Origin of the sequence: Buchnera aphidicola str. Ua (Uroleucon ambrosiae) (assembly GCF_000225465.1) — a bacterium.
Classification (GTDB): Bacteria; Pseudomonadota; Gammaproteobacteria; order Enterobacterales; family Enterobacteriaceae; genus Buchnera; species Buchnera aphidicola_B.
The window spans coordinates 473912-486986 of the sequence record NC_017259.1 but is presented as its reverse complement, the minus strand read 5'-3'; the positions used below and the strand labels follow the sequence as shown (position 1 = coordinate 486986).

At 20.4% G+C, this 13075-nt stretch carries 6 protein-coding genes, 1 tRNA gene and 1 pseudogene; 1 reads left to right on the top strand and 7 read right to left on the bottom strand.

The window, feature by feature from the left end:
• Nucleotide 1: 1 nt before the first annotated feature.
• The 4 genes and pseudogenes from ribD to mltA form a co-directional block, all read right to left on the bottom strand.
• Nucleotides 2-1096: pseudogene (gene ribD, locus BUAMB_RS03140) on the bottom strand (bifunctional diaminohydroxyphosphoribosylaminopyrimidine deaminase/5-amino-6-(5-phosphoribosylamino)uracil reductase RibD).
• Between the two features lie 736 nt (nucleotides 1097-1832).
• Nucleotides 1833-1985, bottom strand: coding sequence for an AIR synthase related protein (locus BUAMB_RS03160; RefSeq protein ID WP_343207509.1), 153 nt, complete (start codon nucleotides 1983-1985; stop codon nucleotides 1833-1835).
• A 181-nt stretch (nucleotides 1986-2166) separates the two neighbouring features.
• Nucleotides 2167-2643 carry a 6,7-dimethyl-8-ribityllumazine synthase gene (ribH, locus tag BUAMB_RS02165; RefSeq protein ID WP_014500139.1) on the bottom strand — a complete coding sequence of 159 codons (477 nt, stop codon included), beginning with the start codon at nucleotides 2641-2643 and terminating at the stop codon, nucleotides 2167-2169.
• A 43-nt stretch (nucleotides 2644-2686) separates the two neighbouring features.
• Nucleotides 2687-3769, bottom strand: a complete 1083-nt coding sequence (mltA, locus tag BUAMB_RS02160) for a murein transglycosylase A (protein WP_014500138.1) — start codon at nucleotides 3767-3769, stop codon at nucleotides 2687-2689.
• A 105-nt stretch (nucleotides 3770-3874) separates the two neighbouring features.
• Here mltA and BUAMB_RS02155 point away from each other — a divergent pair.
• Nucleotides 3875-3951: transfer RNA gene (locus BUAMB_RS02155), tRNA-Met, on the top strand.
• Nucleotides 3952-4522: 571 nt separating this feature from the next.
• Here the strand turns inward: BUAMB_RS02155 and recD are convergent.
• From recD to recC, 3 genes are read right to left on the bottom strand one after another with little or no spacing between them, the layout of a single operon-like run.
• On the bottom strand, nucleotides 4523-6331 hold the full coding sequence (recD, locus tag BUAMB_RS02150; protein WP_014500137.1) for an exodeoxyribonuclease V subunit alpha: 1809 nt from the start codon (nucleotides 6329-6331) through the stop codon (nucleotides 4523-4525).
• 3 nt (nucleotides 6332-6334) lie between these two features.
• Nucleotides 6335-9832 (bottom strand): exodeoxyribonuclease V subunit beta, encoded by a 3498-nt coding sequence (recB, locus tag BUAMB_RS02145; RefSeq protein WP_014500136.1) that lies wholly within the window; start codon nucleotides 9830-9832, stop codon nucleotides 6335-6337.
• A 4-nt stretch (nucleotides 9833-9836) separates the two neighbouring features.
• The gene (gene recC / locus BUAMB_RS02140; protein ID WP_014500135.1) at nucleotides 9837-13046 is read right to left on the bottom strand and encodes an exodeoxyribonuclease V subunit gamma; all 3210 of its coding nucleotides are present in this window, start codon (nucleotides 13044-13046) and stop codon (nucleotides 9837-9839) included.
• Nucleotides 13047-13075: the final 29 nt, after the last annotated feature.

Below are 13075 nucleotides of genomic sequence, written 5' to 3'. Positions count from 1 at the left end.
TTTATATGGAATTTTTAGGAGATAATATTAATCTTATATCAGGTCCTATTTGTCGAATGTCTTGAAATTCAAATTGAAGAGAATTAGATAATTTCAAGTTTTTATGAATTATGCATAATGGTTTAGATTCATGTCCTAATAGTTTAGGTGCGACATATATAATTAATTCATCTATTAAATTATTTTTTAATAAAAATCCTGATAATTGACTACCTGCTTCTATCCAAATATTATTTATCTTAGATTCTCCTAAAAATTTTAAAAGAGCATTGATATTAATTTTTTTTTGATGCTCTTCTATTATGATTTGTTTTATGTTTTTAGGCCATATATTTTGATCGCGTTTTAATCTTATTAACCAAATATCTCCTTTTGTTTGAATGATTTTATGAAATGGTTGAACACGATTTTGACTATCTAAAATAATTCTAATCGGATTTTGAAATATTTTTTTAGGAATGATAGATAATGTTTTATCATCTAGTTCTTGATATCGTATATTTAATAATGGATTATCAGTGATAATAGTTGAACTACTACTTAAAATAGCTGAACTTTTCGCTCGAAATACTTGAACATCTTGACGTGCATATTTTGAAGTAATCCATTTACTTTCACCATTTTTAGTAGCTATTCTGCCATCTATTGACATCGCTAATTTAAGTTGTGTTCATGGTAAACCAGTTTTCATTCTTTTAAAAAAACCTTTATTATATTTTTTTGATTCTTGAGATAATAAACCTGTTTTTACTAAAATACCATGTTTTTTTAAATATAAAACACCTTTTCCAGATACTTTTGGATTAGGATCAATATTTGATATAATTGCGCGATGTATACCAGCTTTTACTAATGCATTACAACAAGGAGGAGTTTTTCCAAAATAATTACATGGCTCTAATGTTATATAAACAGTACTGCCTTTTGCTTCCGTTCCAGCCATTTCTAATGCATTAATTTCTGCATGATTATCTCCTGGTTGTTGATGCCATCCTTCTCCTATAATATGATTATTTTTTACAATCACACATCCGACATTAGGATTAGGTGAAGTAGTAAATTCTCCTAATTGACTAATTTCAATTGCTTTTTTCATATAAAATATATCGTTCATTTTAATCAACTTATGTTAGGTGTATTTGTAAAATTTTTAATTAAAATGATTAAAATTTTTATTTTCAAAAAATATTTTTTTTGATTTTAAAATAAATTTAAACCAGTTTTTATTGATTTCATATGCCTAATACACGTACAATTAATAGAGAATTTTGCATAAATTTATGTAATTAATTTATTTTTTGTTGAATTTTACAATATAGTTTATAATCTTCTTCTATATTGCATTCCAAATTTAAACAATATTGATGTTTAAAGTTATTCGTTCACATAGGCGAAATACATAATTTATTTAAATTAATATTTGCTCCACATTTACTTTTTTAAGTATATAACCTAAATCAGAAATTAGTCCATCGGATATATTAATTTCTGAATTAGTATTTTTTTTAAGATAGATTCCTTTATAAATTCTTGGTATAGGATGTAGATGTTTTTAATGAAATAATTTTTTATTTTTATATTTTTAATATAATTTTTTTGTCAACAAAATAATCTAGTTTCACTCTCTCCAAGAGTACTAGTAACATAAATACGATCTCCTATTTTAGCATTACTTCTTAATAGTTCAGTATTTTTTTTAATAATCCATCAATACTTAAAGTAATGCTTAATGGATTACAATGTATATCACTACCGATTAATCGTATATTATATTTATCTAAAACATCAAAAAAAACTATTATTAAATTTTTTTTAACCAGAGACTTTGATCTTTAGGTATTGTGATAGATAGTGTTATCCATTTTGAAATAAGCATCCATAGCAGCAATATCATTAAGATTCACTGCTGCTGTTTTATATGCTAAATCATTAGGAGATATATTTTTAAAAAAAATGAGACCTTTAACTAAAGTATTAGTACTAATTTCAAGAACATCATCATCTGCTATTTTAATGATCAGACCATCATCTCTGATTCCTTTATAATTTCATGAGAATCTTGTTTTTGATTACGTTCAAAAAAAATTTACAATAATTTCAAATTCAGTATATTTCATAATATTTAGTTTTATTATATGATATATTTATTAAATTAAAATATATATATTATAGTGATGTTTTTAAATTTTTCACTATATTAATCATTTCTAATGCTGCTAAAGCAGCCTCAGATCCCTTATTTCCCATTTTTAAACCAGATCTTTCAATTGATTGTTGCATATTATTTGTTGTTAATATTCCTAAAGTAATAGGTAAAAAATACTGTATGCTAATCTTTGAAAGATTACTGATAGTATCATTGCTAATGTATTTAAAATGGTCTGTTTCTCCTTGAATAATTGTTCCTAAAGTAATAATAGCATCATACTTATTAGATTTTGCAATATAATTTGCTATAGTTGATATTTCATATGCTCCAGGAACATATATTGTTAAAATATTTTCTTGCTTTACTTTTCCTATTCTTATTAATATATCTAACGCTCCTGATAATAAATGTTGATTAATAAAATCATTAAATCGAGCTATAATTATAGCAATAGATGCATTTTTAGATACAATACCTGATTGAATTATATTCATTTTTTAATTTACTTATCGTGTTTAAAATTTATAAAACTAATTTTTAATTATTTAATATCCAAGCATATCCATAATGATTATAAAATCCTGCTATGTTAGCAGCTTTTTTACCAATTCCTTCATAGATGTCAAAATGTTGATTTTTAATTGCACCTCCTACATCTAATGCAATAACTAAACGCATTTCATATTGATTAATAAAGATACCATTTTTATTAAGCAAAGGTATTTTTAACAGAATTACACTACCGCTGTTTATTATAGATTTATCTGCTGCTATTGATGCTTGAGAGACCAGTGGCACAGCACTTGCACCATATACTTCTTTTTGATTGGTTTCTTTGAAAAAAACAAAAGATTCATTTTTTTCAAATAAATCTTTTATTTCTTGTTCAGAATGTTGTTTGCACCATAATTTAATTGCTTGCATTGACATATTTTTTTTTTTGATATCACCATGATTAATTAAAATCTTTCCAATGGCTTTATAAGGCCAACCATTTTCTCCTGCATAGCTAAAAAACATTAATTTTTTATTATCTCCATAATCTATAAATGCACTACCTTGAATTTCCATAATAAAATTATTTATTAAAGAGTTGCTATAAGCTAAAATATATTTATTATCTAATACTCCATTATATATATCTTTTCTTTTTGGTAAAGTTTGATTTTTGTTCATACGATGAGGCATAGAATAGATTGGATATTTAAAATTACCTTTTTTAATTTTTCTAGCTTGTACTATTGGTGTATAGTACGCAGTTATTTTTACATTTCCATAATTATTTATTCCATTCATTTGAAATAAATGAATTCCAAATTTGTTTAATTCGTTAATATTAGCGTTATATTTTAACCAATTAGAAATTTTTGTATAAATTAATTGATGTTTTGAGTATAATAATGGAGCAAATTTTTTAATTTTTTCAATTTGTATTAAAAATGATTTAGAATTAATAATTTTTTTTTTAATATTTATTTTTTTTATTTTTTTAAAATTTTTAATTAATTTATCTTTATGTTGTTGTCCTTGATTATAAAAAATTTGTGTAGAATATATTTTTTGAGATAAAAAAAAGTAAATTAAGGATATTATTATTATTTTAATTTTTCTATATTTCATCTTGCTTGAACTTATATAAGTTATAAAATTTTTTAAATCATAATTTTTTTGATAAAAAATATTGTAATAGTTTTAATAAACTGATAATATATTCATATAAATTGACGCGGGGTGGAGCAGTCTGGTAGCTCGTCGGGCTCATAACCCGAAGGTCGTTGGTTCAAATCCAGCCCCCGCAACCAAATCAATTTCATTATTGCATTAAAATTTATTCAAAACTTATTCATAATTTTTTCATACCCTTCAAAATTTTAATATATTTTAGTCAAAAAATATGTAATATATACTTATCTAAATATGGAAGTAAGATTAAAAATGAAATAAGATAATGTGTATTACTTAATCAGTATAAAACAAAAATTAACACAACAATTTTATATTAAACTATTTTTTAAAAAATTTAATAAATATTGTACAAATTTTGTATTTTAATTAAAATTTTATAAATATATATTTTATATTTTAGATATAAGAAAAGACATAAGAAATAAAAAATATAAGAATTAATTTTATTATCTTATTAATTTTCATTTTTTTTAATTCTTATTCAATATTTATTAAAAAATTAATAATGTTTGATGTTTATTTTATCTAAAAAATATTATTAAAATAAATATAATTTTTTAATTGTGTCAGAATTGATTAATTTTCAAAAAAAATCTTGGTTAAAGATATTATTACAATGCTTATTGATAGTAAAAATTAATATATAGTTACTAAAAAGTTCAAAAATTTTAATTTTTTATATTCTCATTAATAACGTATTTGATTTGTTTGATTAAAAACAGATTTGATAAATGTATCTTTTTTTGAAAATATATTTAAAGTTTTTTGAGATCTTGTAATTCCAGTATATATAATATCTTGATTTAAATAAGAAGAATAAAAATTTGGCAATACTAAAGTAGTATTTATAAATTCTGAACCTTGAGCTTTATGAATAGTCATCACCCAAGCAGTTTTGTAATTTTTTAAAATTTTTACTGGAATATTATGAATAGTATTATTTTCTTTTAAAAAAGATGCTTGTACAACACCATTATGATTAATATTAATAATTCCAATATTTCCATTAAATACGTTTAAATATGGATTATTTTTAGTTATCATAATTGGTTTTCCTATATACCATAATTCTTTATTAATATCAATATATTTTATCATTTTTTTATGATACATATTTTCTTCAATTTTCATATTTAAGATATTAACACCAAATAAACCATCATTTAATACACATAATGTTTGATGTTTTTGAAAAGCTTGTATTATATTTAAAATATTTTTTTGATTCTGTATGATTTTCCAAAAATATGTATATTTTGAGGATATTTGTTCAATCATATTATTATATTTTTGAATAGAGTTTATTTGATAAAAAAATATATTTTTTATTTTATTATTACAAGCATTTTTAATAATTTTAATTTTTTGATTAATAACTGCATGCGCTAATGTATAAATGCCAGAATTTTGATTAAATCTATAATTTTTGTGTAATGTACATATATTATTGCTAATTAATATTGCTATTTTTTTTTTTATTTTGTTTAATAATTTATAACCTGTAATTTTTTCAATATTTAGTATATTTTTAGCATTATAACTATACTTAATATGATAATAAATATATCTTAATATAGATCCTGGTTCTATTGGACGTAGTTGATTTTGATCACCAATAAAAATTAATTTAGTTTTTTTTGATACTGAAAATAATATTTTTTCCATCATTAGAACATCTACCATAGAAATTTCATCAATAATTAATACGTCTAAATCTAATAGATTATTTTTATTTAAAATACTTTTTTGTGAAATTTTATGAATTTTTAATAATTGATGGATTGTTTTAGGAGTTAATAAAATTGATTGTTTCTCTTTTTCAGAGAGATAAATATCAAAAATATTATTTTTTATCATTTCAAATAAACGTGTTGTTGCTTTTCCTGTTGGTGCAGATAATTGAATTTTTATTATTTTGTTTGTACTTTTTATTAAAGCAATTATTATTTTTAATATAGTAGTAGTTTTACCAGTTCCAGGTCCTCCAATAATAAAAACAATTTTATTTAATAAAGCAGTTGCTGCTGATATTTTTTGAAAATCTTTTTTCTTATTAGGAAATAAATTATTTAATATAACTAAACATTTTTTTTTGTTAATTTTGTTTATGGTATGATGTTTTGATAAATAATCTAAAATATTATTTTTAGATTTCCACATTTTATAAAGATATATCTTTTTTTGATGAATAACTAAAGGGGTTGGTCTAGAACCATTGCTACAAGATGAATGTTTTAATAATTCTACTTCCCAATTTATTTTTTTTTCTAAAATAGTTAATATTTTGTTTATAAATTTTTGATTAAAACTAGAAAAAAAATTATTTTTTTCAAAATATTGAATAGGTAAAAAGATATGCCCTTGTCTATTTTCATAACTTATACACGCTGCAACTAAAATAATTATATTATTTTTTTTATCAAGAAATTTTGAAAAATCTAAATCAATTTGATTGATAATTTTTTTTTGTACAGCCTTTTTTAATAAATTCATCATATTTTATGAAATTAAATCAATTATTTTTTTAATAAGTAAATAATCTGGTTTTATATAAAAAATTCCATGATGTTTTTTTTGATCTTCTATTGCTCTTAAAAAAACATAAAACACTCCACCAAAGTCATTTTCATAATGATAATTTTTAAGTTTTTGTTTTAAATATTTATGTACTGCTATTGTATATATTTGATATTGAAAATCATATCTATTTTTTATCATTTCTGTTCTAATATTTTGTGGAGCATAAAAAGAATTATTGTCTCCTAACCAATTAGATTTATAATCTAAAATATAATATTTTTTATCCCATATAAAAAATAAATCAATACATCCATTTAATATCCCTTTTGTTGGATTAAATAATAATTTTGGAGTGGAAAAAGAAATTGGATTAAAACATTGCATAATTTTATTTAATTCTGCATTATATAAAATTTGTTTAATAGGTAAAAAAAATTCTAATTCTTTTATACATGATTGTTTTAGTATTGTTGATAAACGCATATTTTGATTATCAAGCGAAATGTGAAGAATATTTTTTATCCACGAAATTAATGTTTTCGTCCATTTTAAAGAAATATTATATTTTTCTAAAATATTAGAAAAGAAATTATTGTCTTTATAATTTAATATATACAAATTTTTTAATATAAAATGCATCATTAATCCAGTTTTTTTACCTTTTGGAAAATTATTAACTGTTAATTTTTTATTTTTTTTGATAAATATTTCAGTATTATATTGATTATATAGTATAGTTGATTTTTTATTTTCAAAAAAATTATTTTCTTTTTTTAATTTTGTAAAACTAGTTATATTCCAAATATACTGATGTTTTTGATTAAAATAAATAGGTTGATTGATTAAATAAATATTTTTTGTATTAGATAATACAAATTTTTTTGTGTTATTTTTCACTTCTAATAAATTATTTATACTTAATTGATTTATTTTTTTTAATAAATCTTCATAATTCATAGATTTTCCATTTTGTATAAGATATCCTATACTACTTATATGTATATCACTGTGTATTCTGTTTTTTTTTCTTTGTTTTATTAAACAAGATAATCCAATACAACAGTGCAACATAGATCTTGTAATTGCAACATATAATAATCTCATATCTTCTGCTAATCGTTCTTTATCAGCAATTTTAAAATATTTTTTATTAGACTGAATATTAATAATAACTTCATTATTATTATGATGAATATATGATGAAGATTGATTAAAATTCACCATAAAAGGTATCCAAATAATTGGGTATTCTAATCCTTTTGATTTATGTATAGTAATAATTTTAACTAATTGACATTCTTGATAATTTCTAATATATTCATTTTGTACAGGTTCTTTTATTTCTGATATTTTTTTTTGAAACCAGCGAATTAAAGATATTTTTTTATTAAAATATTGATATTGTTCTTGCAAGATTTCTGCAATATGTAAAAAATTTAAATTTTTTATATAGTTTGTATTAAGTTCAGTTAAAGTAGCATGTTTTTGATATTCTAATATCATATTTTGAATCAAATGGAAGATACTAATATCGTTCCATATTGCATAATATGCATATAATTTTTCAATCATCAAATATGATTGTGTTTTATTTTTTTTTTGTATTGTAGAAGCGATGACTTGAAAAATGTGTGTAGACATAGCTTGTTGTAATAATTTTATGTTATCTGGTTCTAAAACACATTCTAATATCCACAATAATTCTTGAGCATCAAAAATTTTGAATACACTGTTTCTTTCAGAAAAATATATTGAAGATATATTAAGTTGATGCAATTCTTTTTTAATAATATCAGCTTCTTTTTTATTTTTAACTAATATCGCAATATCATTAGATGATAATATTTTTTCTGTTTTTTGAGTTATAATTTTTGCTTTTCCATTTTGAGCGCAAGTTAACCAATAACTAATTTTTTGAGCACATTGCTTAGCAATCCATATTTGATATTCATCTAAAGATGTTTCTGTTTTTTCATATAAAAAAAATCTAATGGGCACTTGAGATATGCCATTAACTATAAATTGCATTTTAGAATTTTTTTGAGAAGCTATAATGGGTATATATGAAATGTCTTTAAATATAAATGGATTGCTGTTTTGTGAAAATAAAAAATTAATACTATTACACATATTTACTGAAGAACGCCAATTAGTATCAAGATAATAGTGTTTTTTTATCTTAGATGTTATATGTAAATAAGAAAAAATATCTGCTCCTCTAAAACTATATATTGCTTGTTTTGGATCTCCAATTAAGAATAATGCTAATTTTTTACTATTTTTATATAATATATTAAATATTTTATATTGTTTAATATTAGTATCTTGAAATTCATCAATAAATGCTATAGGATATTTTTTTCTTATTAACTTTCGTAAATTTTTTTCTTTTTTTAATATTTTTAAAAAAAGATTTAATATATCATTAAAACCAAATAATGATTGCTTTTTTTTTTCTTTTATTAATAATTTTTTAATTTTTTGTATAGCATGTAATATAAATATATGTTTTAATGAAAAATTATATTTTAATATTTTCTCTATTTCATTAAAAATAATACATTTTGAGTCAATGTAATCTATTGTATTTTTTTTTATGTAGTTTTGAGTAAAATATTTTAATATAATAGGAATATTATAATCTTGTGTTTGAGATTTTGACCATTTGTCAATATAATTTATCCATCTAGATATATTAACATCATGATATATTTTTTTGTTAATATTGACATGATTAATTATTTTTAATATTTTATAAGAATGTGTTAACCATTTTTTTTTAAAATAGTTTATTTGTTTTATATTTTTTTCATGTAATAAAATTAAAGATTCATTATTAAATATTTTTTTATTAAAATTTACTGAATCAAGATCTATAAAAGGTTTAATAATTTTTAAGAGATCTTTTGGGCTTTTAGAATATTGTAAAATAATTTTAATAATATTCTCTGGTAAAGTATATACATATAGTCTCCAAAAATCTTCTGTTGTTTTAAGATACAAATGATCTTCATTTTCAATAATTTTATCGTGAAAAGTATAATATATATCAAAAGTATTTGATTGTAATATATTTTGGCAAAAACTATCTATTGTATAAATAGAAGCATCATGTATATTATTTTTAGCTATTTTTAAAATTTTAATAGCTGCATTCGTATCTTGTATTTCATTTAAAAATAATTGACATATAGGATCTTCATTTCTTTTATTAATACAAGATAAATATAAATTATTAATTCCTTCTTGGAGACGTATATATAATTCTTCTTTTGCTGCATTTGTAAAAGTTAATACTAATATTTCATGTATAAGAAGTTTTTTTTGATATGTTTTTTTGCCTATTCCTAATAAACAACGTAAATATAATAAGACGATTGTAAAAGTTTTTCCTGTACCTGCAGAAGCTTCTATTAAATTAATTCCAGATAAAATAATTTTAAATACATTAAGTTTTTTTTTTATAAGTACTGTCATATTATTATTTTTTATATTTTAATATTGGAGTAAACCATGTTTGAGCTATTTTACAAATTTCTTTAATATTATATTCATTTAATTCAACAAATGTTTTTTGAATATAAAAATCATTTTTTTCTCCTTGAGAAAAATTATTTCCTATCCAAGTTTGCAATAATTTTAAATTTCCTTTTTGTTTTGTTAAATTATCTTTTTTGATTATATGATGTTTTATATCATAAACTGCATCTAACCAAGAGACGCCTGATTTGGTTAATAAAATAATTTTTTTTATCCCCTTGAAATATCCTTTAATATATTTTAGTAAATAATAATATGCTATATCAGGCTCTAAAGCACAAAAAGACCATATTTGTTTTTTATAACCTATGATTTTGCTATTTCCAATACCGCCTGATATGCAGTAAATTAAATGTTCTAACCATAAGCTGATACGATCACTATAGTTAATTGTATTTGGTTTCCAACGTAATAAACCGGTATCTTGTATTTCAGATAATATACCATTAATACGATATTTTTTAATCTTTAAATTAATGTTTTGTTCTTGTGTATTATTTCGAAACGTTACTACGAATTTTGCTATAGATTGCATTTCTTCAATACTTTTATCCCAGAATATCTTTCCAAAAACACCATAAGGTAATTTTCCTGAAGCAACATAATATTGAAATAATTCATCAATATTTTCATTATATATAATTTTTTTTAATAAAATACTTTTTATTTTAAAAGCATCTAATTGATTGACTGAAAATGGTTCTGTTGTTTTGATAATGTTTTGTTTTGTGTTAAATTGAATATTTAAGTTATACTTAAAAAAGTATCGTATTGGATTTTTCCAAAAATTAATAATATTTTGTAAGTACACTTGATTAATAGTATTTTTATTAAATTGATCTTTAATATCAATTTTTTTTTCTATATTTTTATATGTATATTGTAATTCTTTTCTAACATGATGATCAATAGTTTTGATGGTATAAAAATATTTTTTGTGATGTGTTTTACAGATATGTTTTATTATATTTTTAGTATTATCATGTATATTAACATGATCATTTTTACTTAAATAAAAATTTAATGATATATAATTTAATAATTGATTAACTATGTGAGAAGAGCATATTTTACTTTCATCTTTAATAGAATATCCAACATAACTAATATAAAAATATTTTGTCGCACAAGATAGACTTTGAAAAAACAAATAACAAGATTTTTCATAACTATTTAAATCTCCAATAGAAGAATATGTTTTTAATAAATTAAAATTATCTAATTGATTTTTTTCGGGAATACTTTGATGATCAGATCCAATAATACATATTATTTTAAATGGAATATAACAAATAGAACTGGCACTACAAAAATTTATTGCACCAGGTAAAATATTTTGGTTTTTGTTATGATTAAATTGGTTAAAAAATAAAATTTTTAATATATTAATCGAAATTTTATTTGAATAATACGCTAATTTACTATCATCAATTGTTTTTATCCATTTTTTTTTAATAATTTCAAAATATTTTTCTATATTTTTATGATACGAAAAAAAATCTTTAATTATATCATTTGCTAGTAAACTCCAATATTGTATATTGCGTGATTTCGATAATTTTTTTTGCCATTTTTTAAGTGTGTTTATGAATATAATTAGTTTTGATATCAGTTCTGCTCGAAAATTATTAATTACACTAGACGATACAATATGATTCCAAATATTATTTGTATTGTTCATAGAATAACTAAGTAATAGTTTTTCTATACCATATAGCCAAGTATTTTGTTTGTGTTTAGGGAACAATAAATCATCTTTATGTTGTTCATCAATGGCCCATCGAATGTTAGTTTCTTCTATCCAATGGTATAAAATTTTTATTTCTTCATCTGAAATGTCAAATTTACTTGCTATTTCAGGAATATCAAGTAATTCTAATATTTCTTTGTTTTCAAATCGACTATTTGATAAATTAAATATTTTTTTAAAAGATAAAATGATTATGTTAATTTTTTTATTAAAATTTTTAACAATACAAAAAGGTATTTGTTTTTTTTTATTTATAGCAGTAAATATAGAATGAATATATGAAGTATAAGTATCAATAGATGTTGAAGTAACAATGATATCACCTGGAGATATAGATGGGTTTTTGTCTAATAATACTAATAATGTTTCATATAGTATTTCAATTTCATTTTTTTTATTATAACAAATATGAATAGAAATAGAATGATCTGTAGCTTTTAATAATTTTTTTGTATTTTGATTGCAATCTTTTTTTTTTAAAAAATTATTTTTAATATTATTTAATAAATTGCTATTAGTGTATTTTTTAAAATAATTTGTTATCTTTGTTTGTTTAGATTCTATAATATAATATTCATATATTTTTTCATATTTTCCCCATAATTTTATTAATGAATTGTTTATATTGTTTTTTTGAGCTTTATTGTTTAAAATTGATTTTGTATTTTGAATTGTATTAAAAATATTATATTTATACGGTGTAATGTGTAGAAAATAAATATTACTATATGAACTAATTTTTTTAAAAATTTCGAGATAAGAAGGATTTAATGCAAAAGAAGAAATGATAAAAAAACGATGAGGAAAATTATTTTTATTTATTTTTTTTTCTTTAAACAATATATTAAAAGATTTAAACATATTTGCAAAATGATTAATAGATTGATTATTTTTTTTTATATTATTAACAATTTCCATCCATAATTTTATTTGCCATATTTTATTATGTTCAAGATTTGATATATTTTTACCTATTTCCCATGCATTAATCCAATGTGGACGATAAAAAATATATTGTTTAAATATATTTGCCATTAAAAAAGAAAATTTAAATTTGTTAATTGTATTTTTATGATTAAATTTTATAAAAAAATTGTTTTGATCTAAAAATTTCACAATATTCCACATTATTACTGAGTTAGTAAAAATACTTTTTATTTTTTTTTTAAATAATATTTTTTCAAATAATGTCCAAATAAAATCATGAGGATGATATAATTTTAAATTAGCTGAAATTCCAATTTTTTGAGCAAGAAATATATTGATATATTTAAATAATATTTTATTATCATGTACAAAAATTTCTTTTTCAAAGATATTTGGTAAAGGTTTTGCTTGCATAATTTGAATTGCTTTTGATAGCAATGTATTTATATGATTCGATTTGTATACAAAAAACATAAATGCCTATTTTTTATTTAGTTAAAAGA